The sequence below is a fragment of the Streptomyces sp. NPDC058257 genome, assembly GCF_042881845.1.
In the GTDB taxonomy this organism is placed as follows: Bacteria; Actinomycetota; Actinomycetes; order Streptomycetales; family Streptomycetaceae; genus Streptomyces.
This window is the reverse complement of the sequence record NZ_JBHVXJ010000015.1, coordinates 66,282-90,863: the sequence shown is the minus strand read 5'-3', so window position 1 is coordinate 90,863 and position 24,582 is coordinate 66,282. Positions and strand designations below refer to the sequence as shown.

General features: G+C 70.7%; 19 protein-coding genes. 12 read left to right on the top strand and 7 right to left on the bottom strand.

Features of this window, described 5'->3' with window-relative positions:
• The first annotated feature begins 105 nt into the window (after window positions 1–105).
• Window positions 106–1,605 carry an acyl-CoA synthetase gene (locus ACFVXC_RS30040; RefSeq protein ID WP_389911351.1) on the top strand — a complete coding sequence of 500 codons (1,500 nt, stop codon included), beginning with the start codon at window positions 106–108 and terminating at the stop codon, window positions 1,603–1,605.
• A 17-nt stretch (window positions 1,606–1,622) separates the two neighbouring features.
• Here ACFVXC_RS30040 and paaK read toward each other — a convergent pair whose 3' ends face one another.
• Both paaK and ACFVXC_RS30030 read right to left on the bottom strand, forming a co-directional pair.
• Window positions 1,623–2,909 carry a phenylacetate--CoA ligase PaaK gene (paaK, locus tag ACFVXC_RS30035; protein WP_389911349.1) on the bottom strand — a complete coding sequence of 429 codons (1,287 nt, stop codon included), beginning with the start codon at window positions 2,907–2,909 and terminating at the stop codon, window positions 1,623–1,625.
• 453 nt (window positions 2,910–3,362) lie between these two features.
• The gene (locus ACFVXC_RS30030; protein WP_389911346.1) at window positions 3,363–4,073 is read right to left on the bottom strand and encodes a nitroreductase; all 711 of its coding nucleotides are present in this window, start codon (window positions 4,071–4,073) and stop codon (window positions 3,363–3,365) included.
• A 102-nt stretch (window positions 4,074–4,175) separates the two neighbouring features.
• Between ACFVXC_RS30030 and ACFVXC_RS30025 the strand changes: the two genes are divergently transcribed.
• Entirely contained in the window at window positions 4,176–4,772 is a 597-nt protein-coding gene (locus ACFVXC_RS30025) for a TetR/AcrR family transcriptional regulator (protein WP_389911343.1), read from the top strand.
• Window positions 4,773–4,857: 85 nt separating this feature from the next.
• A complete protein-coding gene (locus ACFVXC_RS30020) occupies window positions 4,858–5,502 on the top strand; it encodes a chorismate mutase (RefSeq protein ID WP_389911340.1) in 645 nt (214 codons plus the stop codon).
• 60 nt (window positions 5,503–5,562) lie between these two features.
• Here the strand turns inward: ACFVXC_RS30020 and ACFVXC_RS30015 are convergent, their stop codons facing one another.
• Complete coding sequence (locus ACFVXC_RS30015; protein ID WP_389911338.1) at window positions 5,563–7,179, bottom strand: acyl-CoA synthetase; 1,617 nt, start codon at window positions 7,177–7,179, stop codon at window positions 5,563–5,565.
• Between the two features lie 268 nt (window positions 7,180–7,447).
• On the opposite strand from ACFVXC_RS30015, the gene ACFVXC_RS30010 reads away from it, so the two are divergent.
• From ACFVXC_RS30010 to ACFVXC_RS29985, 6 genes are all read left to right on the top strand, one after another.
• Window positions 7,448–8,248 (top strand): crotonase/enoyl-CoA hydratase family protein, encoded by an 801-nt coding sequence (locus ACFVXC_RS30010; protein ID WP_389911336.1) that lies wholly within the window; start codon window positions 7,448–7,450, stop codon window positions 8,246–8,248.
• A gap of 90 nt (window positions 8,249–8,338) precedes the next feature.
• A complete protein-coding gene (locus ACFVXC_RS30005) occupies window positions 8,339–9,298 on the top strand; it encodes a Zn-ribbon domain-containing OB-fold protein (protein ID WP_389911333.1) in 960 nt (319 codons plus the stop codon).
• Window positions 9,299–9,382: 84 nt separating this feature from the next.
• Complete coding sequence (locus ACFVXC_RS30000) at window positions 9,383–10,435, top strand: thiolase domain-containing protein (RefSeq protein ID WP_389911615.1); 1,053 nt, start codon at window positions 9,383–9,385, stop codon at window positions 10,433–10,435.
• A gap of 8 nt (window positions 10,436–10,443) precedes the next feature.
• Window positions 10,444–11,610: a thiolase domain-containing protein gene (locus tag ACFVXC_RS29995; protein ID WP_389911613.1), complete on the top strand. Its 1,167-nt coding sequence runs from the start codon at window positions 10,444–10,446 to the stop codon at window positions 11,608–11,610.
• A 107-nt stretch (window positions 11,611–11,717) separates the two neighbouring features.
• Window positions 11,718–11,981: a DUF397 domain-containing protein gene (locus tag ACFVXC_RS29990; RefSeq protein ID WP_389911330.1), complete on the top strand. Its 264-nt coding sequence runs from the start codon at window positions 11,718–11,720 to the stop codon at window positions 11,979–11,981.
• 166 nt (window positions 11,982–12,147) lie between these two features.
• The gene (locus ACFVXC_RS29985; protein WP_389911327.1) at window positions 12,148–13,041 is read left to right on the top strand and encodes a universal stress protein; all 894 of its coding nucleotides are present in this window, start codon (window positions 12,148–12,150) and stop codon (window positions 13,039–13,041) included.
• 45 nt (window positions 13,042–13,086) lie between these two features.
• Here ACFVXC_RS29985 and ACFVXC_RS29980 read toward each other — a convergent pair whose 3' ends face one another.
• Window positions 13,087–13,815, bottom strand: a complete 729-nt coding sequence (locus ACFVXC_RS29980) for a leucine-rich repeat domain-containing protein (RefSeq protein WP_389911324.1) — start codon at window positions 13,813–13,815, stop codon at window positions 13,087–13,089.
• A gap of 194 nt (window positions 13,816–14,009) precedes the next feature.
• On the opposite strand from ACFVXC_RS29980, the gene ACFVXC_RS29975 reads away from it, so the two are divergent.
• The 3 genes from ACFVXC_RS29975 to ACFVXC_RS29965 all read left to right on the top strand — a co-directional run bounded on the left by ACFVXC_RS29975 (window position 14,010) and on the right by ACFVXC_RS29965 (window position 19,999).
• Complete coding sequence (locus ACFVXC_RS29975) at window positions 14,010–16,901, top strand: ATP-binding protein (protein WP_389911321.1); 2,892 nt, start codon at window positions 14,010–14,012, stop codon at window positions 16,899–16,901.
• Window positions 16,902–16,996: 95 nt separating this feature from the next.
• Window positions 16,997–17,497 carry a hypothetical protein gene (locus ACFVXC_RS29970; protein WP_389911318.1) on the top strand — a complete coding sequence of 167 codons (501 nt, stop codon included), beginning with the start codon at window positions 16,997–16,999 and terminating at the stop codon, window positions 17,495–17,497.
• A 147-nt stretch (window positions 17,498–17,644) separates the two neighbouring features.
• Window positions 17,645–19,999 carry a glycoside hydrolase N-terminal domain-containing protein gene (locus ACFVXC_RS29965; protein WP_389911610.1) on the top strand — a complete coding sequence of 785 codons (2,355 nt, stop codon included), beginning with the start codon at window positions 17,645–17,647 and terminating at the stop codon, window positions 19,997–19,999.
• Window positions 20,000–20,104: 105 nt separating this feature from the next.
• Here ACFVXC_RS29965 and ACFVXC_RS29960 read toward each other — a convergent pair whose 3' ends face one another.
• The 3 genes from ACFVXC_RS29960 to ACFVXC_RS29950 all read right to left on the bottom strand — a co-directional run bounded on the left by ACFVXC_RS29960 (window position 20,105) and on the right by ACFVXC_RS29950 (window position 24,541).
• Complete coding sequence (locus ACFVXC_RS29960; RefSeq protein ID WP_389911315.1) at window positions 20,105–22,099, bottom strand: N-acetylmuramoyl-L-alanine amidase; 1,995 nt, start codon at window positions 22,097–22,099, stop codon at window positions 20,105–20,107.
• 216 nt (window positions 22,100–22,315) lie between these two features.
• On the bottom strand, window positions 22,316–23,152 hold the full coding sequence (locus ACFVXC_RS29955) for an alpha/beta hydrolase (protein WP_389911312.1): 837 nt from the start codon (window positions 23,150–23,152) through the stop codon (window positions 22,316–22,318).
• A gap of 195 nt (window positions 23,153–23,347) precedes the next feature.
• Window positions 23,348–24,541 (bottom strand): ROK family transcriptional regulator, encoded by a 1,194-nt coding sequence (locus tag ACFVXC_RS29950; protein ID WP_389911309.1) that lies wholly within the window; start codon window positions 24,539–24,541, stop codon window positions 23,348–23,350.
• Between the last annotated feature and the right edge of the window lie 41 nt (window positions 24,542–24,582).

Here is a 24,582-nt window from a genome sequence, read left to right as displayed (position 1 = left end):
GAGCGTACCAATCGGTATGTCACTTGATCGAGTACCGGAACAGGCCCAGTTCGTGCCCCGTCCGGAGCCTTGACCGGCGTGACACGTGCGGCTCAGGATCACGCCATGACAGGTGTACGCGGCAATACGGTCGACGGGGTCCTTCGGCGGAGCGCGCGGCGCGTGCCGGGGCGAGTGGCGCTTCGCTACGGCGAGCGGGCGTGGACATACGCGGAACTGGACTCGGCCGTTTCGCGCGGCGCCCAGGTGCTGCGCGAGGCGGGTCTCGGCCACGGTGACCGCGTCGGTGCCTACGCCCACAACTCGGACGCCTATCTCATCGGCTTCCTCGCCTGCTCGCGGGCGGGCCTGGTCCATGTGCCGGTCAACCAGAACCTCGTGGGCGACGACCTGGCGTACATCGTGGGCCAGTCGGGCAGCTCCCTGGTCCTCGCCGATCCGGACCTCGCCCCGCGCCTGCCCGGCGACGTACGCGCCCTCGCCCTGCGCGACGCGGACGACTCACTGCTTGCGCGGCTCTCGGCCGCACCGGCGTACGACGGCACGGAGCCGGGTGCGGACGACTTGGCCCAGCTGCTCTACACCTCCGGCACCACCGCCCTCCCCAAGGGCGCGATGATGACGCACCGAGCCCTCGTGCACGAGTACGTCAGCGCCATCACCGCCCTCGACCTCAAGGAGACGGACAAGCCCGTCCACGCGCTGCCGCTCTACCACTCGGCGCAGATGCACGTCTTCCTGCTGCCGTACTTGGCGGTGGGCGCCGAGAACACGATCATCGACGCGCCCGACGTCGAACGTATCTTCGAACTGGTCGAGGCGGGCCGCGCCGACAGCCTCTTCGCGCCGCCCACCGTATGGATCGGCCTCTCGAACCACCCCGGTTTCGCCACCCGTGACCTCGGCGCCCTGCGCAAGGCCTACTACGGCGCGTCGATCATGCCCGTGCCCGTTCTGGAGCGGCTGCGTGAACGGCTGCCGTCGCTCGGCTTCTACAACTGCTTCGGGCAGAGCGAGATCGGCCCCCTGGCCACGGTCCTCGGGCCCGACGAGCACGAGGGCCGGTTGGAGTCCTGCGGGCGCCCCGTCCTGTTCGTCGAGGCGCGGATCGTGGACGAGCGTGGCCTTGAGGTGCCCGACGGCACGCAGGGTGAAGTCGTCTACCGGTCACCGCAGTTGTGCGAGGGCTACTGGGACAAGCCCGAGGAGACCGAGGAGGCGTTCCGTGGTGGCTGGTTCCACTCCGGGGATCTTGCCGTGCGGGATGAGGAGGGCTACCTCACGGTCGTCGACCGGGTGAAGGACGTCATCAACTCCGGCGGTGTCCTCGTCGCGTCGCGCCAGGTCGAGGACGCGCTCTACACCCACGAGCGGGTCGCGGAGACGGCCGTGATCGGCCTGCCGGACGAGCGCTGGATCGAGGCGGTCACCGCAGTCGTCGTACGCAGGGGAGAGGTCACCGAGGCCGAACTGATCGACCACGCGCGCGAGAAGCTCGCCCACTTCAAGGCGCCCAAGCGGGTCCTCTTCGTGGACGAGCTGCCGCGCAACGCGAGCGGGAAGATCCTCAAGCGCGAGCTGCGGGACCGATTCAGCGCGTCGTAGCTCCTGCTCCGTGGGAGCTACTTCTCGCGCAGGTCCACGATCCGCTTGAATTTCCCCACCGACCGCTCGATCGTCTCCGGATCGACGATCTCCACCGTCACCGAGACGCCGATGCCGTCCTTCACCGCCGACGCGATCTCCCGGGCCGCCGCCTCGCGCCGCTCGGGAGTCGTGTCCGCGCGGGACTCGGCCCGGACCGTCAGCGCGTCCATGCGGCCCTCGCGGGTCAGGCGCAGCTGGAAGTACGGCGCGACTCCCGCGGTCCGCAGGACGATCTCCTCGACCTGTGTGGGGAAGAGGTTCACGCCGCGCAGGATCACCATGTCGTCCGAGCGGCCCGTGATCTTCTCCATCCGGCGGAAGGTCCGTGCGGTGCCGGGCAGGAGGCGGGTCAGGTCGCGGGTGCGGTAGCGGATGACGGGCATGGCCTCCTTGGTGAGTGACGTGAAGACCAGTTCGCCGCGCTCGCCGTCCGGGAGCACCTCGCCGGTGATCGGGTCCACCACCTCCGGATAGAAGTGGTCCTCCCAGATGTGCAGGCCGTCCTTGGTCTCCACGCACTCCTGCGCGACTCCGGGGCCGATCACCTCGGAGAGCCCGTATATGTCGACGGCGTCGATCGCGAACCGCTCCTCGATCTCGCGGCGCATCTCCTCCGTCCACGGCTCGGCGCCGAAGATGCCGACCTTGAGGGACGTGGTGCGTGGGTCGACCCCCTGGCGCTCGAACTCCTCCAGGAGCGTCAGCATGTACGAGGGGGTCACCATGATGATCTCGGGGCGGAAGTCCTGGATCAGCTGGACCTGACGGGCCGTCATGCCGCCGGACGCGGGAATCACCGTACAGCCAAGACGCTCGGCCCCGTAGTGCGCGCCGAGGCCGCCGGTGAACAGGCCGTAGCCGTACGCCACATGGACCTTGTGCCCGGGGCGTCCCCCCGCCGCGCGGATCGAGCGTGCCACGACGTCCGCCCACATCGACAGGTCCTGCTCGGTGTAGCCGACGACCGTGGGCCGGCCCGTCGTGCCGCTGGACGCGTGGAGGCGCCGCACCTCGGACTGCTCGACCGCGAACATCCCGAAGGGGTAGTTGTCCCGCAGATCGGTCTTGGCCGTGAACGGGAAGCGAGCCAGGTCGCTGAGCGCACGGCAGTCCTCGGGGCGCAGACCCGCTTTGTCGAACGCCGCCCGGTAGAAGGGCACGTTCTCGTACGCGTGCAGCAGGGTGTCCTGCAGGCGCTCCAGCTGCAGCGCTTCCAGCTCCTGGCGCCCGAGGCGCTCCGCGGGGTCCAGCATCGCCGTCATATGGAGTTTCTCCCGTCCCAAACGGGCGACCGATCATTCGGTCGTGGATCTTCTGTCGAGCTCAGTAATCCAGCCCTGGGAGCGGCCGTCAAGAGATCGAGCAAGGCCGCTTGAGCTGGGGCGCTACGGCGGCCCCACCCCGAGCGGCGATCAGCAACTTCCGTCGTCGTCCAGTGCCTGCCGGGCGGGTTCCATGAAGCGACCCGACTCCGTGTCGCGGTCCCCTGTCGCGTGGCGACCGCGCCACAGCTCCTCTTTGTGCTCGTCGAGCTCGTCCACTGCCGCTTCGAGCAGGCCGGACGCGGTGCCGAAAGCCTCTCGCGCCTGTTCCGGAATCCGCTGGGCCCTCCACGGCCACGCGGGCGCGCGGGTCGGCGATCCTGCCGAGCGGTCGGTGCGGCCGGACGCGCCACCACGGGTAACTGCCCCGGACGCGCCACCACGTGTAACTGCCTAGTCGTGGAACGTCGTGGTCGCCTCCAGCGTGGCGCGCTCGGTCGTCACCCGGTTCACCGGCGCGGTCTCATCGGCATAGCCGAAGGAGATGCCCACGAGCAGCTTGCCTCCGGTGACGCCGAGCTCGCCCCGGACGGTGTCGGCGTAGAAGCTCAGGAGTCCCTGCGGGCAGCTGTCCACGCCGTACGCGGCCATCGCCAGGAGCAGGGTCTGCATGTAGGCGCCCACGTCGGCGGCGAGGCGTGTCGCGCCGTCACCGTCGACGAACAGGAAAGCCGCGTGTGGCGCGCCGTAGAAGCGCAGGCTCTCCGCGTCGTAGGCCGCACGTGCGGCATGGTCGCCAGTGCCTATGCCCAGGGCTCCGTACAGCTCGGCTCCGAACGTGGCCCGGCGCGCCTGGTGCACCTGCGCGTACATGTCCTCGGAGTACGGAAGATCCGCCGAGACGCGCTTCGCGGCATGGGCCGCCCGCAAGGCGTGCGCCAGGCGCTCACGCGCCGCGCCGCTCACCACCTCCACCTGCCACGGCTGCGCGTTGGAGTTGGACGGCGCGGTACCGGCCAGCGAGAAGATCGCGCGCATCGTGTCCGCGGGGACGGCGTCCGGGCGGAACGCGCGTGTCGCGTGACGGCCGCGTATCAACTTCTCCGCGCCGCCGCTCAACTCGGTGGTGGCGGTGGCGGCGGTGGTGGGGGTCGGCCTGCTCATGGAGCACTCCTCGGTGAGAGCGTAAGTAAACGCGACCGTTTACATGAGCGTGAGCCTAGCCCCCGGACCCCGTCGAAGTAAACGCGTACGTATACTTGCCTCATGGAAGCGACGACTACCGCACCCCGAGGACGGGGAGGGCGTGGGGGCAGGGAGCGCATCCTGGTCGCCGCCGCCCAGCTGTTCGCGGTCCAGGGGATCAACGCGACCGGAATGGAACAGGTCGCCGAGCGGGCGCCGGTCTCCAAGCGCACGCTCTACGCGCACTTTCGGACCAAGAGCGACCTGGTCGTCGCCCACCTGCGGGACCTCGCGTCGTCGGGCGCCACCCTGGAGAGCGTGCTGACCCGTGAGGACATCTCGCCGCGGGAGCGGATCCTCGGACTGTTCGACCGGCCCGCGGCGGACACGGCTCCGGTGCGCGGATGCCCGTTCATCGATGCCGCCGCGGAGTTCCCCGACCCGCGGAGCGCGGTCCACATGTACGCACGCGAACAGAAGCTGCGGATGGTTCAGCTGGTCACCGCATCGGTGCGGGAGCTCGGCTGCCGGGAACCCGCCGCGCTCGCCGAACAACTGGTCACCCTCGCGGACGGGGCGGCCAGTCGCGCCATGGTGCTGAACGAAGCGGACTACGGCCAGTACGCGCGAGCGGCGGCAGAGATCCTCCTAGACCGCGCACTACCGGGCACGGGCTGACGAGCAGAGCCTGTCCGGCGGGTGATCGTACGATGACGGCGGTCGCCGGCCTCCGCCGTGCGCCAGGTCGATCAGGGGAATCACTGTGCGAATCACTCCGTCCGCGGGGCGTCTGCTCACCACTGGGGCCGTGACGGTGGCTCTGCTCGCCGGGAGCGGGGCGGCCGGTGCCGTTGCCGTCGCCGCTGCTCCGGTGCGGGGCTCGTCGGCGTCCGCGGCGTCCGTCGTCGCCTCGGGGCCTTACGCCCGGCTCCACCCGTTGGCCGATCTCGCCGCCCAGCGGCTGGCCACCGCCGACCTTGTCGCCGCCGCGAAGTACGGCACAGGCAGCCCTATCGACGACCCTGCCCGCGAGCAGCAGGTCCTGGAGGATGTCGCCGAGCAGGCGCGGGAGTCGGGCGCCGATCCCGAGGCGACCGTGCGGATCTTCCGGGACCAGATCGAGGCCAACAAGATCGTGCAGCGGGAGCTGCACCGGCGGTGGGACGCGGATCCGGCGCAGGCGCCGACACCGCGGGAGCGGCCTGATCTCGCGGAGGTGCGCAAGGAGATCAACCGGGTGAACGGGGAGTTGGTGCGGGGGATCGCAGACTCTCCGTCCGCGCGCTCCGCGCCTTCCTGCCGTGGGCTTCTTGCCGTGGCCGGTCTGCGGGTTCGCCATGAACGGCAGCTCGATGTGGTGCACTCCGTGGCCCTGGGGCGGGCGTTGCCGTCAGTCTGTGCGGCGTGACGGTCTCTTCCGGACCGCCGTTTCACGGCGGACGTCCTCCCGCCCGCCCGTCGTCCCCCGTCAGATTCCGCCTGCCGCAACCGACTTCGCCCACCTGTAGTCCGCCTTGCCGCTCGGTGAACGCTGGATCTCGGTGGTGAAGACCGCGGAGCGGGGGATCTTGTAACCGGCCAGGCGGGTGCGGCAGTGGCTTTGGATGGCTTCGAGGTCCAACGGGGTCGCTCCGTCGCGGATTTGGACGACGGCGGCGACGTGGTTGCCCCAGCGTTCGTCGGGGACGCCGGTGACCAGCGCGTCGTACACGTCCGGATGGGACTTGAGCGCCTGCTCCACCTCCTCCGGATACACCTTCTCGCCACCGGTGTTGATGCACTGCGAGCCCCGGCCGAGGACGGTGACGATGCCGTCGTCGTCGACGGTGGCCATGTCCCCGAGCAGCACCCACCGCTCGTCGCCCTTCTGGAAGAAGGTCTCGGCGGTCTTCGCCGGGTCGTTGTAGTAGCCGAGCGGCACATGACCGCGCTGGGCCAAACGGCCGATCTCACCCACGGCCACCGGCTCATGCGTGACCTGATCCACCACCTGCGTACGTTCGTTGACCTCCAGGCGGAAGCCCTTCTCCGGGCCCGAGTCCTCCGTCGCCTTGCCGTTGGAGCCGGACTCGGACGAACCGAAGTTGTTCAGGAGGAGGACGTTCGGCGCGAGCTCCTGGAACTGGGCACGCACCGTCTCCGACATGATCGCCCCGGAGGACGAGACGCTGAAGAGCGACGACAGGTCGGTGCCCTTGAGCGGTCCGCGCAGGGCGTCTATGAGGGGCCTGAGCATCGCGTCGCCGACCAGCGAGACGCTGGACACCTTCTCCCGTTCGATCGTGCGGAGCACCTCTTCAGGGACGTACTTGCGGTGAATGGCCACCCGCTGGCCGTAGTTGAAGGCGATGAACGACGTCAGCGTCGACGTGCCGTGCATCAGCGGGGGAGTGGGGAAGAACGTGATGCCGGGGCCGCCCGCCGCGACGCGTTCCGCCAGCTCCTCGGGCCGTTTCACCGGCTCGCCCGCGGGCTCGCCGCCGAAGAGCCCGGCGAAGAACAGGTCCTCCTGGCGCCACATGACGCCCTTGGGCATGCCCGTGGTGCCGCCGGTGTAGATGATGAACAGGTCGTCGGCCGAGCGTGCCGCGAACCCGCGATCCGGTGAACCCGCGGCCTGCGCCCGGGCGAAGGCGACGGCGTCGAGTGCGGGGGCGTCCGCGGGCGGGGTTCCCACCCGCACCAGATGCCGCAGCTTCCGGGAGCGTGGCAGCGCGGCGGCGACCCGCTCGGTGAACTCCGCGTCGAAGACGAGTGCGGCGAGGTCCGCGTCACGGTAGAGGTAGACCAACTCCTCTTCCACGTAGCGGTAGTTGACGTTGACCGGCACGATGCGTGCTTTGAGACAGGCGAGCACCGTCTGCAAGTACTCGACGCCGTTGTAGAGATGGAGTCCCAGATGTTCGCCCGGCTCGATCCCGCTGTCGATCAGGTGGTGCGCGAGGCGGTTGGCGGCCCGGTCGAGCTCGGCGTACGTCAGCCTGCTCTCAGCCCCGGTTCCGGGGTGATCGATGTACACGAGCGCCTCGCGGTCGGGGACCACGTCGACGACCGACTCGAACAGGTCGGCAAGGTTGTACTCCACCGCTCCTCCTGACCCCGGCGTCATCTCTTCTGGCGGTCATCAGAGCAGAGGCACCCACAAGTGTGAAGGGTCCTCGTTCAAGAAATCTGACTGAGTGTCAGAAAACTATTGAACTGGCTCCCCGCCTACTGCAACCTGTTCCAGGTCCGAAGCCGCCGGCCGCCGGTCGACGTTCAGCGGATGGCCGACACGGGCCGGCCGTCGACGAGCCGTGATGAGACGAGCCGTGATGAGTATGAGACGAGCCGTTATGAGAGGGAGTACGGCCATGGGTGGGACGGAACATCTCGCTGTGCGGCGCGAAGGCGCCACACTGATACTCACGCTCAACAGGCCGGAGGCGAAGAACGCGCTCTCGCTGCCGATGCTGGTGGGCCTCTACGACGGCTGGCTGGCCGCCGACGAGGACGACGCGATCCGCTCCGTCGTGCTCACCGGAGCGGGCGGCGCGTTCTGCGCGGGCATGGATCTCAAGGCCCTCGCGGGCAAGGGGATGGACGGTGAGCGGTACCGGGACCGGATGAAGGCCGACCCCGATCTGCACTGGAAGGCGATGCTGCGCCACCACCGCCCGCGCAAACCGGTCATCGCCGCGGTCGAGGGGTACTGCGTCGCCGGTGGCACGGAGATCCTCCAGGGCACCGACATCCGCGTCGCGGGCGAGTCCGCGACTTTCGGCCTCTTCGAGGTCAAGCGCGGCCTGTTCCCGATCGGCGGCTCGACCGTGCGCCTCCCGCGCCAGATCCCCCGTACGCACGCCCTGGAGATGCTGCTCACCGGGCGCCCCTACTCGGCGGCCGAGGCCGCGTCGATCGGCCTCGTCGGCCATGTCGTCCCGGACGGCACCGCCTTGGAGAAGGCCCTCTCCATCGCCGAGCAGATCAACGCGTGCGGGCCCCTTGCCGTGGAGGCGGTGAAGGCGTCGGTGTACGAGGCCGCGGAGATGTCCGAGACGGACGGGCTCGCGGCGGAGCTGAAGCGGGGGTGGCCGATCTTTGACACCGCCGATGCGAAGGAGGGCTCCCGGGCCTTCGCGGAGAAGCGGGCCCCGGAGTTCCGGCGGGCCTAGGCCGCATCTTGACTGCGGGCCCGGTGTGGCCGAGCGCGCAGTTCCCCGCGCCCTTCGGGGCGCCCCTCGCTCAGAAACGGAGTTCTGCTCATGGCATCCGCTCCCACCCCCGAAGTGCTGCGTGCGCCCCTGGTTCTCGAGTTTCCCTTCACCCGGTCCCTCGGGCCCGTGCAGAGTGCGTTTCTGACCGGGCTGCGTGAGCGCACCGTGCTCGGTGTGAAGACCGAGGACGGCAGGACGCTCGTCCCGCCCGTCGAGTACGACCCCGTGACCGCCGAGGAGATACGAGACCTGGTCGAGGTCGGCGCCACCGGCACCGTCACCACCTGGGCCTGGAACCACGAACCCCGCAGGGGACAGCCCCTGGAGACGCCCTTCGCCTGGGTCCTGGTGAAGCTCGACGGCGCCGACACCGCGCTGCTGCACGCCCTGGACGCGCCGGGCCCCGACGCCGTCAGGACCGGCCTGCGCGTCCGGATCCGCTGGGCCGCCGAACGCACCGGCGCCATCACGGACATCGCCTGCTTCGAAGCGTACGAAGGCGAAGCGGAAGGGGAAGTCCGGCCGCACGACGGCGAGTTCGGCGACCCCGTCACCGGCATCGTCGCCGCCGCCCGCCTCGACTACTCCTACGCCCCGGGCCGCGCCCAGAGCGCGTACATCAAGGCGCTCTCCGACCAGAAGACCGTCGGCGAGCGCTGCCCCTCCTGCCGCAAGGTCTACGTCCCGCCCCGCGGCGCCTGCCCCACCTGCGGCGTCGCCACGGCCGAGCGGGTGGAGGTCGGGCCGCGCGGCACCGTCACCACGTACTGCATCGTCAACATCAAGGCGAAGAACCTCGACATCGAAGTGCCCTACGTCTACGCGCACATCGCCCTCGACGGCGCCGACCTCGCCCTGCACGCCCGTATCGCGGGCATCCCCTACGACCAGGTGTGGATGGGCCTGCGCGTCGAGCCGGTGTGGACCGAGGGCGCCCGCTTCCCCGATCACTACCGGCCCACGGGCGAGCCGGACGCCGACTACGACACGTACAAGGAGCTGGTGTAGATGCCGTCCGCGAAGCCCTCCGCGAAGCCCTCCGCGAAGCCCTCCGCGAAGCCCTCCGCGATGTCCTCGGCGAAGCCGTCCGTGATGCGGCCCGTCCGGGACATCGCCATCGTGGCCTTCGGGCAGACCGACCATCTGCGCTCCACCGACGAGCTCTCCGAGGTGGAGATGCTCATGCCGGTCCTGCACCGGGTCCTCGCCGCCACCGGCCTGAAGACCAGCGACATCGGCTTCACCTGCTCCGGATCCTCGGACTATCTCGCCGGGCGCGCCTTCTCGTTCACCATGGCGCTCGACGGGGTCGGGGCCTGGCCGCCGATCTCCGAGTCGCACGTCGAGATGGACGGGGCCTGGGCGCTGTACGAGGCGTGGACGAAGCTGCTCACCGGTGACGCCGACACCGCGCTCGTGTACGCCTACGGCAAGTCGTCCCCCGGCTCGGTGCGTGACGTACTGACCCGGCAGCTGGACCCGTACTACGTGGCGCCCCTGTGGCCGGACTCGGTCGCCCTGGCCGCCCTCCAGGCGCAGGCCCTGATCGACGCGGGGGACGCCGACGAGCCCGCGCTCGCCGGGGTGGCGTCGCGCAGCCGTCAGGACGCCTCCGCCAACTCCCACGCACAGGTGCGGGGTTCGGTTGCGCAGGGGGACTACGTCGTGCGCCCCCTGCGCACCGGCGACTGCCCGCCCATCGGCGACGGGGCCGCCGCCGTGATCCTCGCGGCGGGGGAGCGGGCCCGCGAGCTGTGCGAGCGGCCCGCGTGGATCCGCGGGATCGACCACCGCATCGAGGCGCACAGCCTCGGCGTGCGCGATCTCACCGACTCGCCGTCGAGCCGCCTGGCCGCGGAGCGGGCCGGAGCCTTCGAACGCCCCGTAGACACCGCCGAGTTGCACGCGCCGTTCACCTCCCAGGAGGTCGTCCTGCGCAAGGCGCTGAAGCTGGGCGACGACGTCACGGTGAACCCGTCAGGGGGCGCGCTCGCCGCGAACCCCGTCATGGCCGCCGGTCTGATCCGGCTCGGCGAGGCCGCGGCCCGCATCCACCGGGGCGAGTCGGACCGGGCCCTCGCACACGCCACATCCGGCCCCTGCCTCCAGCAGAACCTGGTCGCCGTCCTTGAAGGAGACGCATGATGAGTGAGGTGGGCAAGGAGCCCGTGGCCGTCGTCGGGATCGGCCAGACCAAGCACGTCGCCGCCCGGCGTGACGTCTCGATCGCAGGGCTCGTCCGCGAGGCCGCCGGGGCCGCCCTGTCCGACGCCGAACTGACCTGGTCCGACATCGACGCGGTCGTCATCGGCAAGGCCCCGGACTTCTTCGAGGGCGTCATGATGCCCGAGCTGTACCTCGCCGACGCGCTCGGCGCGGTGGGCAAGCCCATGCTGCGCGTCCACACGGCGGGCTCCGTCGGCGGTTCCACGGCGCTTGTCGCCGCGAACCTGGTCGCGGGCCGCGTCCACGGCACCGTCCTGACCCTCGCCTTCGAAAAGCAGTCGGAATCCAACGCGATGTGGGGGCTCTCCCTCCCCATCCCCTTCCAGCAGCCGCTCCTCGCGGGCGCGGGCGGCTTCTTCGCCCCGCACGTTCGCGCGTACATGCGGCGCACGGGCGCCCCGGACTCGGTCGGCTCGCTCGTCGCGTACAAGGACCGCCGCAACGCCCTGAAGAATCCCTACGCCCACCTGCACGAGCAGGACATCACCCTGGAGAAGGTCCAGGCGTCGCCCATGCTCTGGGACCCGATCCGCTACTCCGAGACCTGCCCGTCCTCCGACGGGGCCTGCGCGATGATCCTCACCGACCGTACGGGCGCCGCCCGTTCGCCCCGGCCGCCCGCCTGGATGCACGGCGGCGCGATGCGCAGTGAGCCGACGCTCTTCGCGGGCAAGGACTTCGTGTCGCCGCAGGCGGGCAAGGACTGCGCGGCCGACGTCTACCGGCAGGCGGGCATCACGGATCCGCGGCGCGACATCGACGCCGTGGAGATGTACGTGCCGTTCTCCTGGTACGAGCCGATGTGGCTGGAGAACCTCGGTTTCGCCGCGGAGGGCGAGGGCTGGAAGCTGACCGAGTCGGGCGTCACCGAACTGGACGGCGACCTGCCCGTCAACATGTCGGGCGGTGTTCTCTCCACCAATCCCATCGGCGCCTCGGGCATGATCCGCTTCGCCGAAGCGGCACTTCAGGTACGCGGACAGGCAGGCGAGCACCAGATCGAAGGGGCCCGCAGGGCGCTCGGACATGCGTACGGAGGCGGCTCGCAGTTCTTCTCCATGTGGCTGGTCGGAGCAGAACCGCCCACAACCTGACGGATCCGTCGTGCCGGACAGGCGGCAGTCGTCCTTCCGCGCCCTGTCCGGCACCGGAACCGAAAGCTAGGCTGTCGGCCGGACGACGCATCGGGAGGAGTACGGACGTGGCCGAAGGCACCATTCAGCAACATCCGCTCGCAGGTCAGCAGAGCCCGCTCGCGGGCTGGGACAAGCCGGATCTCGACCTCAGCACAGCGGACTGGCAATCGGGCAGCGAGGGGCGGGGTGATGTGGAGATCGCCTTTGTCGAAGGATTCATCGCGATGCGCAACTCCGGCCGGCCCGAGAGCCCGTCCCTGATCTTCACTCCGGCGGAGTGGGGAGCGTTCGTGCACGGTGCGCGTGCCGGGGAGTTCGATCTGACGTAGGCCGTGCGGGCGTTGTGGACCCTCGTCTCCGGTTGTCGCGGCCGCTCGCGACGTGATCCGTGCTGACCTGGTGACTTTGGACTCTGCACGCGGCTCGTCTCCTGAACGAGCTGGGGCTGACAGCAGAGCCGGTCGACCCTGGCCATGCGCCGGAGACGAGGTAGCCATGAGTTCCGATGCGCCCGACCGACCTGTGGTGGTGGCCGTCGACGGATCGGCCGGCGGCGACCACGCCCTGGAATGGGCGCTGACAGCGGCGCGGCTGAGGCGGGCACCGCTGCGGATCGTGCATGTCCGGCAGTACGCGATGCCGTCGGCCGACGGTCCGTACCTGCCGCCCGTCGACCACAGCCCTGACGCCGACCCGGTCACCGAACGGGTGCGCGCGGCCCTGGAGGGGCGGCCGGAGCTGCCTCCGCTGACGATCGAGGTCGTGGACGGCGCCCCCGGTCCCGACATTCCACGGCTCGGCGACGAGGCGCGGCTGCTGGTCGTCGGTTCGCGCGGACGGGGCGGCTTCGTCAGCCTGCTGCTCGGGTCGAACGGACTCGCGTGCGCGCGGGACGCTGCGTGCCCCGTGGTGGTGGTGAGGCCGGACGATGAGCGCACGGAGAGCGCCGAACCAAGTGTGGTGCTCGGGCTCGACGCGCTCTCGCCGCACGAGGACACCATCGGTCTCGCCTTCGCGGAAGCGGCGCTGCGGGGCGCGAAGCTCCGGGCCGTCTGCGCCTGCCCCGGGCCCGTACTCGCCTATACGGCCACCGGCGACTTCGTGACCTCGGCGGAAGCGGACGAGGCGAGCGTGGCGCAGTACGCGAAGCTCGCGGCCGAGCAGCTTGCGCCCTTCAAGGAGCGGTATCCGAAGGTGAACGTCGAGCAGGAGATCCTGTCGGGGGACGCGGCGGCGCTGCTGGTCGAGGCGTCGCGGGACGCGGACCTCGTGGTGGTGGGACGGCACCGGAACCGGAGGCTGCTGGGAAGGCTGCTGGGTTCGGTGACCAACGCGGTGCTGTTGCACGCGCAGGGCGCGGTGGCTGTGGTGCCTCCCGAGTCCCGGTAGAGCAGATGGGGCAGGAGTGCCGGTCCCGCGCACGGATCTCAAGCCTCACCGCAACACCACGCACCCCCGCCCCTCCAGCCTCCTCAGCAGCCCCGCCGGTACCACGGTCTCGTTCCAGCGCAGGTCCAGCTTCTCAAGGGCGGGCAGTTCTCCGATCCAAGGCGGGAGCTCTCGCAGACGGTTCGCCCGCAGGTCGAGTCTCCGCAGCAGGGGCAGGCCACGCAGAGCCTCCGGCACCGTCGTGAACTGGTTCTCGCGCAGCTCCAGTTCGCGCAGTCGGCCGAGACGGCCGACCGACGCGGGGAGCGACGTGAGGCGGTTGCCGCGCAGCCACAGTTCGCGCAGCGCCGTGAGGCCGCCGAGGGATGCGGGGAGCGAGGTCAGGTGATTGTGCTGGGCCCGCAGTTCCACCAGGGATTCCAGCGAGCCCACGGTGTCCGGTAGCGCCGTCAGCTGATTCTCGCCCACGTTGAGGTACGTCAGTCGCTTCAGGTCTCCCAGTGAGTCCGGCAGCGAGGCGAGGCGGTTGTCGTGGACGTAGAGGAAGCGGCTCAGGGCCGTCAGGCCGCCGATGCCGGACGGGAGCTCGGTCAGCCGGTTGTGCCCCAGGTCCAGTGTGTGCAAAGAGGTCAGGGTGCCGATCCGTGCGGGGAGCCGCGTGAGCGCGTTGTCGGGGAGGAGCAGGACCTCCAGTGACGGGTGTTGCCACACCTCGTCGGGGACTTCGCTCAGGCCGCCGTGCCAGTAGTCGAGTACGTTCTCGGTGCCGACCACGTGTGAGAGTCCCTTCGTCCGGAGTGCGTGAGTGAGTGCGTGTGTGAGTGCGTGCGTCAAGATGCACCAGCCAACCGCACCGCTGTGGCCGAATCGGCTCCCGGCGGTTCCCACGGGCGTAATCTGAAGTGGCTGAAGGTCAAGGCATGCGCCGCGGGAAACGCCCGGCGCGCCACCGAGGCGGGGAGTGTCCCATGGTGCATCACGGCACCAACGGTAAGCGGACCCTCTTCGAGCGCGAGAGTGAACTCACCGCTGTCGACGACGCGTTGAGCGAACTGTGCGGTCTGTCGCGGGACGGCGCCGAGTCCCCTGACAGGCCCCGAGGCGCGCTCATCGCCTTCGCGGGGCGCGCGGGCCTCGGCAAGACCGCTCTCCTGGCCGAGACGCGGCGCCGTGCCGCCGCCAAAGGCTGCACCGTGGCGCCTGCGCGCGGCGGTGACCAGGAGCAGCGGGTCGCCTTCCATGTGGCCCGGCAGCTGGTGCAGCCGCTGCTCGCCTCCGTCCCCGACGCGGAACTGCGCGACGTACTGGGCAGTTGGTACGCCATCGTCGGCCCGGCCCTCGGCCTCTGCGCCCCGCCGGACGACGCGCCGCCCGACCCGCAGGGGCTGCGCGACGGGCTCGACTGGGTACTCACCCACCTCGCGGTGCAGCGTGCCCCGTTGGTGGTCGTGATCGATGACGCGCACTGGGCCGACGCCGAGTCGCTGAGCTGGCTCTCTGCCTTCGCGCCCCGCGCGGAAGCCCTTCCGCTGCTGCTCGTCGTCGCCTACCGCCCCGAGGAACTCCCCTCCCAGGCCGAGGAGTTCAAAGGCCTGCCCGGCCGTGCCGGGCAGCGGCCCATCGGACTCGAACCACTGAGCGCCGCCGCCGTCGCCCGCCTCGTACGCGATGAACTCGGCGCCCGCGCCGACGACGCGTTCTGCCGCGAATGCTGGGCGGTCACCGCGGGCAACCCGTTCGAGGCCGTGGAACTGACCGTGAAGGTCAGCGACCGCGGTCTGACCCCCGACGAGGCCGGAGCCCATCTGCTGCGCGACCTCGCCGCCGCAGTCAAGGGCAGCGGGCTCGTCGCCCGTCTGGAGCGCCTTGGCACCTCCACCGTCCGGTTCGCCTGGGCGTGCGCCGTCCTGGGCACCTCGATCTCCCCTGCGCTGGCCGCGGCCGTCGCGGGCATCGGCGAGCGGGAGACCGCCGACTGCACCGACCGGCTGCGCCGCGCCCGCGTCCTGACCGGCGTCCACACCCTGGAGTTCGTGCACCCGCTGATCGCCACGGCCGTCTACCGCGCCATCCCCAGTGGCGTACGCGTCGCCCTGCACGGCCAGGCCGCCTGGTCCGTGGTCAACGCGGGGCTCGGGGCGTCCGCCGCCGCACGCCATCTCCTCGAAGTCCACCCCGACGGCGACACCTGGGTCGTACAGCAACTGCGCGCCGCGGCCCGTGAGACCGTCCGCGCGGGCGCCCCCGACGCCGCCCGCCGCTATCTCGCCCGCGCCCTGCGCGAACCCCCGCCCTGGGAGGACCGAGCAGCGGTCCTCTACGAACTCGGCTGCGCGTCCTTCCTCACCGAACCGGCGACGACCGTCAACCACCTGCGTGCCGCACTCGAGGAGCCCATCACCGACCCCGCGCTGCGCCACGGCATCGTCTACCGCCTCTCCCAGGTCCTGGCCCACTCCGACCGCCTGGACGAGGCCTCCGACTCCCTCGCCCGCGAGATCCGCGTGACCACCGAGCCACGGGTGCGGATCCGGATGCAGGCCGAGCAGTTCATGTGGGACGCCTTCCGGGCCGACGAGCCGGACTCGCCCGCCCGTTCGCGGCGCCTGGCCCGGCTCGCCGAGCGGCTGCCCGGCCGCGATCTCACCGAGCGGTACATCATCGGACTCCGCGCCTGGGACGCGATGCTGCGCGCCGAACCCGGCGAGACGGCCGTCAGGCACGCCGAGCGCGCCCTGGTCGGCGGGCTCGGCTGGGCCGAGGAGAGCCGGGGCTTCGAAGTCCCCGTCCTGGTCGCGCTCACCTTCCTGTACGCCGACCGTCCAGGGCGGGCCGAAGAACTGTTCGCCGCCGGGATCGCCGACTTCGAGAGCCAGGGCTGGCGCGGAGCCCATCTGTCGTTCGGGTACACGCTTCTCGCGTACATCCGTTTCCGGCGCGGACGTCTCGCCGAAGCCGAGGACTTCGTGCGTGCCGGGCTGCGGATCGCCGAGCGGGTGGGGTCGGGAACGCCCGCGCACTGGTACGCCGTCGGCATCCTCATCGAGATCCTGCTGGCCCGTGGCCGCGTGGCCGAGGCCGCACGCACCGCCGAGGAGTACGGCTTCGGAGCGCCGTTCCCCGCGGCCGTCGTCTTCCCCGACGCGCAGGCCGTGCACGGCGAACTGCTCCTGGCCCGTGGCCTCACCAAGGACGCGGCGGCCGAGCTCGCCGCGGCGGGCCGCCGCCTCGACCCGCGCGGCATGCGCAACCCCGCCTGGTGCCCCTGGCAGCTCCACCTCGCGCTCGCCGAGGCCGACGACGCCCCCGAGCGCGCGCTCGCCACCGCATACGAGGCGGTCCGGCGCGCCCGCAGGTTCGCCACCGCGTCGGCGATCGGGCAGGCGCTGCGGATCACCGCCGACGTCGCGTCGGGCTCTGTGCGGATCAAGCTCCTGGAAGAGGCCGTCAGCCACCTGGAGCGATCACCCGCGGCGTACGAACTGGCCTGTGCGCTGGTCGGTCTCGGCGCCGAACTGCGCCGCGTCGGTCGCCCCAAAGATGCCGCCGACCCTCTCTACCGAGGGCTCGAAGCGGCGGTCCAGTGCGGTGCCGACGGTCTGGTCGAGCGGGCCCGCGACGAGTTGGCCGCGGCCGGCCTGCGCCCGCGTCTGCTGCACAGCACCGAGACGGACGAGCTCACCGCGCGTGAGCGCACCGCCGCGGCGCTCACCGTCCGCGGCGACTCGGCCGTCCGCATCGCCGAGGAGCTGCACACCGACGAGCCGGCCGTCGTCCGGCTGCTGTCCGCCGTGTACCGGAAAGTGGGAACGGATCACTCCGGTCTCGCCGCCGCACTCGCGCCCCACCACCCCCGCTGACCTCGCGCTGAACACCGGACCGCCCCGCGACCCGCGTGTGCGGACCGGCGCCGCCCCCGCGCCGACAAGCACCGCGGGCCACGTACCATTGGCGCATGTCCTTCCTCCGCCGCCGCAGCGCCGCCACCCCCGCCGGCCCGGACTTCGATGTCCTCGCCATGGACCCGGGTGACTGGCCCGGCAACCTCGGCGCGGGCCTGCTGCCCGCCCCCGACGGCAGCTGCCAGGGAGTCTTCCTGCGCTACGACCTCTTCGGCGGGCGCGGCCCCGCGATGATCATCGGCAATCTGCCCGAAGGCTCCCCGGCGCGTGAGATCGCCGACGACGAGGTGCCCTTCGAGGTGGCCCAGCTGCTGCTCGCGCTGGAGAACGACGAGGAGATCACCGTCGTCACCACCGAGGACATGCCGGTGATGCAGGGCGACAACCTCCTCATCGTGCGCCGCCTCAAGCTCTCCGAAAGCCGCATCTCCTGCGTGCAGTTCGACCGCAGCGACGGCGTCCTGGTCACCATCGCCGCCTGGGACCGGCCGATCACGGATGATCTGTACGCCCTGCTCAAACCGCTGCCCGCCGAGCTCTTCCAGCAGGGCTGACCCACCCGGGACCACCGCGGGCCCACGTACCCACCCCTTTCGCTGAAGTTCTACGAGGGGGTGGGTTTTGTCATGTGCCTTGCCAGGCCAGTCATCGGACTTTTAACGTGACCCGTCATGACTCCCGGGATCTCGCGAAGAACCACGATGAAGTCCGCCGTCAGTGGCGCAGCTGCCCTCGCATCGAGTGGAGGCGGGCTCGCCGGTGCCGCGGCCGCAGCTGAGGGGCAACCTGACAGGCAACGCGACGAGCGCGACACATCCGATGAATCACTACTCTGGTACGCGGCGCCCGCCGCGGACTGGGAGCGCGAGGCCCTCCCCATCGGCAATGGCGCCCTGGGCGCCATGGTCTTCGGCACCCTCGCCTCCGAGCGGCTCCAGTTCAACGAGAAGACGCTGTGGACCGGCGGCCCAGGATCCCGCGAGGGCTACGACCACGGCGACTGGCGCGAGGCCAGGCCCGGCGCCCTCGACGCGGTGCGCGCGGATCTTGACGAGAAGGGCGCCGTCGGCCCCGACGCGGTAGCGGCCGAGCTCGGCCAGCCCCGCCGCGGCTACGGCGCCCACCAGACCTTCGGCGATCTGCACCTCGACATGGCAGACACCCCGGACGCGCCCGACGCCACGTACCGCCGAGCCCTCGACCTCCGCAAGGGCCTAGCGACCGCCACGTACACCCGCCAACAGGTCCGCCACGAGCGGGAGTTCTTCGCCTCGTTCCCCGACGGTGTGCTCGTCGGGCGCCTCGGCGCCGACCGCCCCGCGAGCGTCACCTGCACTCTGCGCCACACCTCGCCCCGCGCCGACTTCACCGCGAACGCCGAGGGCGACCGGATCGTCGTACGCGGTGAACTCACCGACAACGGGCTGAAGTTCGAGGCACAGCTGCGCGTCGTGCACCAGGGCGGCACGCGCACGGCGAACGCGGACGGAAGTATCACCGTCAGCGGCGCCGACCACGTCTGGTTCGCGCTCGCCGCGGGCACCGACTACGCCGACACCTACCCCCACTACCGGGGCGAGGACCCGCACGCCGACGTCACCCGCACCCTCGACAAGGCCGTCGCCAGGGGCCACGGCGCGCTCCGCGCCCGCCATCTGCGCGACCACGGCGAGCTGTTCGGCCGGGTCGGCCTCGACATCGGCCAGAGCGCACCCGCCGACGTCCCGACCGACCAGCTGCTCAAGAGGTACGGCGCAGGGGCGAGCGCGGCCGACCGCGCCCTCGAAGCCCTCTTCTTCCAGTACGGGCGCTACCTCCTCATCGCCTCGTCCCGCGCGGGCTCGCTGCCCGCGAACCTCCAGGGCGTGTGGAACAACAGCACCACCCCGCCCTGGTCGGCCGATTACCACACCAACATCAACCTCCAGATGAACTACTGGCTCGCGGAGGCAGCCAACCTCGCCGAGACCACAGCGCCGTACGACCGCTTCGTGGAGGCACTGCGCGCGCCGGGACGACGAACCGCGAAGGAGATGTTCGGATCGCGGGGCTGGGTGGTGCACAACGAGACCAACCCCTACGGCTTCACCGGCGTCCACGACTGGTCGACCTCCTTCTGGTTCCCCGAGGCCGCCGCCTGGCTCACCGCGCAGCTCTACGAGCACTACCGCTTCGGCGGCTCCACCGAGTACCTCCGCTCCACCGCCTATCCGCCGATGAAGGAGGCGGCCGAGTTCTGGCTCGACAACCTCCGCACCGACCCGCGCGACGGCACCCTCGTCGTCACCCCCAGCTACTCACCCGAGCACGGCGACTTCACCGCGGGCGACTCCATGGCCCAGCAGATCGTCCACGACCTGCTCACCAACACCCTGGAAGCCGCCCGCGTGCTCGGTGACTCGGCCGCGTTCCGCGCCGATCTCGAAAAGACCCTCCGCGAGCTCGACCCCGGCCTGCGCGTCGGCTCCTGGGGACAGCTCCAGGAGTGGAAGGCCGACCTTGACGACAAGGCCGACGACCACCGGCACGTCTCCCACCTCTACGCCCTGCACCCCGGACGGCAGATCCAGCCGGGCAGCGAGTGGGCCGACGCCGCGAAAGTGTCCCTCACCGCGCGTGGCGACGGCGGCACCGGCTGGTCCAAGGCATGGAAGGTCAACTTCTGGGCGCGTCTGCGTGACGGCGACCACGCGCACAAGATGCTCGGCGAGCAGCTCAAGTCCTCGACGCTGCCCAACCTCTGGGACACCCACCCGCCGTTCCAGATCGACGGCAACTTCGGAGCGACGTCGGGCATCGTGGAGATGCTCCTGCAGAGCCAGTTCGACGTCATCGAGGTGCTGCCCGCGCTGCCCGCGAGCTGGCCCGAGGGATCGGTGCGAGGTCTGCGGGCGCGCGGCGGGGCGCGGCTCGACATCACGTGGTCGGGCGGACGCGCCACCCGCATCGTGCTCACCGCGTCACGCACGCGTGAACTCACTGTGCGCAGCGCTCTGTTGAAGGGCGGCGAGAAGACGTTCAAGGCGCGGGCCGGACAGCGTTACGTCTTCGACTGAGCCGTCGCTCCAGACGTCAGGTGTTCCAGACGTCAGGTGTTGCCAGACGTCGAGGCCGGGCCCGCCCCCCCCACGCGGACCCGGCCCCGACCGTGCTCGGCGGCTCTAGGAGCCCGACCGCGCCACCCGCACATCGGCCGCCCGCACATACGCCACGCGGTGCCCGAACTGGACCTCGTAGTACGTGTCCTTGCCGCGCACCACCTTGTGCGGCGCGGTGTCGAACGTCGGCGCGTAGAAGTACTCGCCCGGCACCTTGTCGCCGATCGCGTACTTCTGGCCCGCCAGGAGCTTGTACGGCAGCGGCGTGAGCGCCTGTACGGGTACGCCCGCCGGGTACGCCTCCTTCTCCGGGTAGGCGCGCCCGTACACCGGGACCTCCTTGGCGTCGCCCTTCGGCGTCACCACGAGCCCCTTCGCGTCGACGGCGGTCGGCTGCTTCCTCGGGTTCTTGAACCAGGCCTTCTGTCCCAGGTACCAGACGGCGGTCCAGTCGCCCTCGCGGTCGGCGACCGCGTACTGCTGACCGGTGGACAGACGGGCGCCGACGTCGTTCACGTCGATCGTCGATGCGCCGCCACCCGGCCGCAGGCCGATGTCCTTGATGAGCGGCGCGTCGTCACGCGGCTCGGTGTGGACACGCACCGCGGCCGAACCGTGCGGCACGCACTTCTCGCCCGCCTTGACGCAGCCCGTGTACTCCGGCCGGTTCTCGGAGTACGTGGGCGCCACCGTCACCAGACCGCCGTTGGGGCCCGCCGTCCGCTTGAACGGCTTGCCCATCAGCGTGAAGTAGTGCTGCCAGTCCCAGTAGGGACCGGGGTCGGTGTGCATGCCCGAGATCGTCGACGGCAGCGTGCCAGGGACGTTGTCGTGGCCGATGATGTGCTGGCGGTCCAGCGGAATGCCGTACTTCTTCGACAGGTACTTCACCAGACGCGCCGACGAGCGGTACATCGCCTCCGTGTACCAGGTGTCGGGCGCCGTCAGGAAGCCCTCGTGCTCCAGGCCGATCGACTTGGAGTTCACGTACCAGTTGCCCGCGTGCCAGGCGACGTCCTTGGCCTTCACGTGCTGGGCGATGTGGCCGTCGGTGGAGCGCAGGGTGTACTGCCAGGACACGTACGTCGGGTCCTGCACCAGGTTGAGGACGCCTTCCCAGCGGCCCTCGGTGTCGTGGATGACGATGGTGTCGATGCTCTGGGTCTTGGGCCGGTTCCCCAGATCGTGGTTGCCGTAGTCGTCGTTGCCGTTCGGGTCCTTGAACTCCTCGTACGGTGCCGGGATCCACTCGCACGACACGGTCGAGGGGCACTCGGTCTCGCCCTTGGGGGCCTTCCGCAGCCCCATGCTCCGTACCTGCGAGGCATCCGGCTTCAGCCCGCTGACCGCAGGGAGAGCCATGTGCTGTCCGGCGTCGGTGGTGCGCTCCTGCCCGTCGTGGATGACGGCGAAGACGTCATTGGCGTACGTCGCCGCGGTGGCCTGGTCGTCGGCGCCGGAGAAGCGGGCGATCGCGCCGTACCAGTCGGCGGGGGCGTCGCTCAGCGGCTTGCCGAGCTTCTTCTGCGCCGCGGCGAGCAGGGCGGCACCGCCGCGTACGTTGGCGGCCGGATCGGTGCGAAGACGCTCGGCGGAGAGTCCGCTGAGTTCGGCGGCGCGGGGCAACGTCTTGAGCCGGGCGGGCAGTTGGGAGCCCTTCGGCACCTCGGCCGTGAACTCCTTGGGCTTGAGGACGCCCCGCGACGCGTCGCCGCGCGGGTCCTCCACGCCCTCACTGTGGTGCGGGGCGCCGGCGATGGCGGTACGCGCGTCGGTGAGGTGCATCGGGCCGTAGCCGCCGGTGACACTCGGCGCGCCGCCGTGCGCGTCCCAGCGGGACTGCAGATAGGACACACCGAGCAGCACGCTCTGCGGTACGCGATACGCGGCGGCGGCGTCCGCGAAGGCACCCTGCAGCCCGTCCGACGACGGAGAGGGCGGGACGGACGGGGCGGCACCGAGCAGCGGAAGCAGCAGACCGGCGGAGACAAGGGCACCCGCGGTCCTGACGGCGCGTCTGCGCGCGACAGGTGTGCGGGCGGTGGCGGATCCTCGCAATGCAGCCTCCTGGGACGATGAAGCGTGATGGGGCGTGCGGGGCCGGGCGTGCGTCAGTGGTACCGGCTCTCCGACGATCCGTCAATCATGCCCAGGAGACGGGTCTTCGCATGTCAGCGCCGCTACCGGCGGGTTTCGGCCCGGGAGGCCGCACGGCCTGCGACGCGTCACTGGATTGGACCAATGAGCAGCACGAGCACCACGCCGGCCTGGGGTTCAGACGAAGCGGCGTACGAAGGCCAGCGCGGTGTCCGCGACCTCCTGCCAGCGGCTGTCGATCGTCAGTGCGTGGTCGCGGTCGGGCATCTCCGTGATCTCGGTGATGCCGGAATTCTCCCGCTGCTTCTTGTAGGCGCCGTTGGCGAGCGCCCAGGGCACGGCGTTGTCCTTCTCGCCCGAGATGATCAGGAGGGGACCGCGCTGCGGGGTGCGGCAGTCGACCTTCATCTCCGTCCGGGGGTTGAAGTTGGCCATGGCCGCCTGGAACGGCGGCGCGCACGGGGCCGGGACCGCGTACCTCTCGTAGAGCTCCTTGGCCTCCCGCTCACTGACGGCGTTGGCGTAGGCGTAGCGGAACTGCTCGAAGGTCAGCGGCAGCGCGCGCTTGCGGTTGGCCGGGTTGCCGATGACCGGGCGCAGGGAGCGCAGTGTCGACAGGGGCAGCGCCATGATGCCGCGGAACGGCACGGGGTCGATGGCCACCGAGGCGGCGGACAGACCGCGCCCCGCGAGGATCTGCGTGAGCAGCCCGCCGACGGAGTGCCCGATGACGGCCGGTTTGCGCTCCAGACCCCCGATCAGTCCCGCCAGATGATCGGCGACCATCCCGACGGTCTTGCCCGCGAGGGCGTCGGGACGCTGCCTCGCCTCGGCGACCGTGTCGCGATCGCCGGGCCAGGACAGGGCGACGGGCGCGTATCCGGCCGCGTCGAAGTGGGCCGCCCACAGGTCCCAGCTGCTGGGCAGCATCCACAGACCGTGCACGAACACGACAGGAACGCGCTCGGTGGCGGCGTTGGCGCGGTCGATCTGCTCGGTGTCATTGAGGGACATGGTCCGAAGTTATGGGCGCAAGCGCCGTGCCGCATAGCGTTGTTGTCGGTATGGCCGGTGTTGCGCGGTGCTTGTCCGGTCTCGATGGACCGGGGTGTGCGCACTGTGACTGCTGCTTCTCGGCTGATTCTCAGCTGCTCGTCGGCTGCTCGTCGGCTGCTTCTCGGCAGTTCCTCGGCGCGCTCCGGCCGCCTTTCAGCGCCCCGCGCCCGCCAAGGCCCGGTCCACCTGTCGCGGGGACAGCGCGTGCTCCACCGCGAGGATGCCCGCACCGATCGCCGCCGCGTTCTCGCCGGTGCGGCTCGGCTCGATCCGGAGCACATGGGTGGCCAGCGGATGCGAGCGGCGGTACACCGCTTCCCTTACGCCCGCGAGGAGTTGGTCGTGGACGGCGGCCAGCGCGCCGCCGACCACCACCGTGTCCGGATTGAAGAAATTGACGAGGCCTGCCAGGACTTCGCCCACCGCGCGGCCCGCCTCGCGCACCATGCGTACGGCGTCGCGGTTGCCGGACTTCACCAGGCGTACTACATCGCTGCCCGACGTCGCGTCGAGACCGAGACCGGACAGCTTGCGGGCGATGGCCGCTCCGCCCGCGACCGCCTCCAGGCATCCGGAGTTGCCGCACCGGCAGGGCTCCTTGATGTCGCCGACCCGGATGTGCCCGATGTCGCCCGCGCTGCCCTGCGCGCCCCGGTGCAGCCGCCCGTCGGCGACGATGCCGCAGCCGATGCCCGTGCCCACCTTGATGTAGAGCAGATAACGCGTGTCGGGGAAGGCGCGGCGCTGCTCGGCGAGCGCCATCACGTTCACGTCGTTGTCGACGAGGGCCCGCGGGCCGAACCGCTCGGCGAAGAACTCCGGGATGGGGAACTGGTGCCAGCCCGGCATGATCGGCGGATCCACCGGGCGGCCCGTCGAGAACTCCACGGGCCCCGGCACCCCGACCCCGATGGACTGCAGCGACGCGGGGTCGCGCCCGGCCTCGTCGAGCAGGGCGTGCAGCGTCCGCTCGACATGGCCGAGCACCTCCCGCGGCCCGTCAGCGATGGAGAGCGGGTCCTCGCGCAGGGCGAGCATCTCGCCGCCGATGTCCATCAGGGCGACCCGGCAGTGCGATGCGCCCAAGTCAACGCCCACCACGGCGTGTTCGCGCGTACGCAGACGGAGGCGGCGCGGCGGCCTGCCGCCCGTCGATCCGCCGTCCGCCTCCTCCGTGAGGAAGCCGTGCGCGATCAGCGCGTCCACCCGCTGAGACACCGTCGACCGCGCGAGCCCCGTCACACGGGCGATGTCGGCACGCGTCTCCACCGCCCCCCTGCGGAGCAGGGCGAGGACTTCGCCGGGTGAGGACGGCAGGGAAACCGGGTGATCCGGCGCTCCAGACATGGCAGTCACCATAGGGACGACTTTCGCTGCTCACAAGGCTG

Coding starts and splice junctions, on each gene's coding strand:
- paaK (WP_389911349.1), bottom strand. CDS start 2,909: ATGACGGCGATGCTGGACCCCGCGGAGCGCCTCGGGCGCCAGGAGCTG.
- ACFVXC_RS30030 (WP_389911346.1), bottom strand. CDS start 4,073: ATGAGCAGGCCGACCCCCACCACCGCCGCCACCGCCACCACCGAGTTG.
- ACFVXC_RS30000 (WP_389911615.1), top strand. CDS start 9,383: ATGCGGCCCGTCCGGGACATCGCCATCGTGGCCTTCGGGCAGACCGAC.
- ACFVXC_RS30025 (WP_389911343.1), top strand. CDS start 4,176: ATGGAAGCGACGACTACCGCACCCCGAGGACGGGGAGGGCGTGGGGGC.
- ACFVXC_RS29985 (WP_389911327.1), top strand. CDS start 12,148: ATGAGTTCCGATGCGCCCGACCGACCTGTGGTGGTGGCCGTCGACGGA.
- ACFVXC_RS29975 (WP_389911321.1), top strand. CDS start 14,010: ATGGTGCATCACGGCACCAACGGTAAGCGGACCCTCTTCGAGCGCGAG.
- ACFVXC_RS30005 (WP_389911333.1), top strand. CDS start 8,339: ATGGCATCCGCTCCCACCCCCGAAGTGCTGCGTGCGCCCCTGGTTCTC.
- ACFVXC_RS30040 (WP_389911351.1), top strand. CDS start 106: ATGACAGGTGTACGCGGCAATACGGTCGACGGGGTCCTTCGGCGGAGC.
- ACFVXC_RS29965 (WP_389911610.1), top strand. CDS start 17,645: ATGAAGTCCGCCGTCAGTGGCGCAGCTGCCCTCGCATCGAGTGGAGGC.
- ACFVXC_RS29955 (WP_389911312.1), bottom strand. CDS start 23,152: ATGTCCCTCAATGACACCGAGCAGATCGACCGCGCCAACGCCGCCACC.
- ACFVXC_RS29970 (WP_389911318.1), top strand. CDS start 16,997: ATGTCCTTCCTCCGCCGCCGCAGCGCCGCCACCCCCGCCGGCCCGGAC.
- ACFVXC_RS29950 (WP_389911309.1), bottom strand. CDS start 24,541: ATGTCTGGAGCGCCGGATCACCCGGTTTCCCTGCCGTCCTCACCCGGC.
- ACFVXC_RS30010 (WP_389911336.1), top strand. CDS start 7,448: ATGGGTGGGACGGAACATCTCGCTGTGCGGCGCGAAGGCGCCACACTG.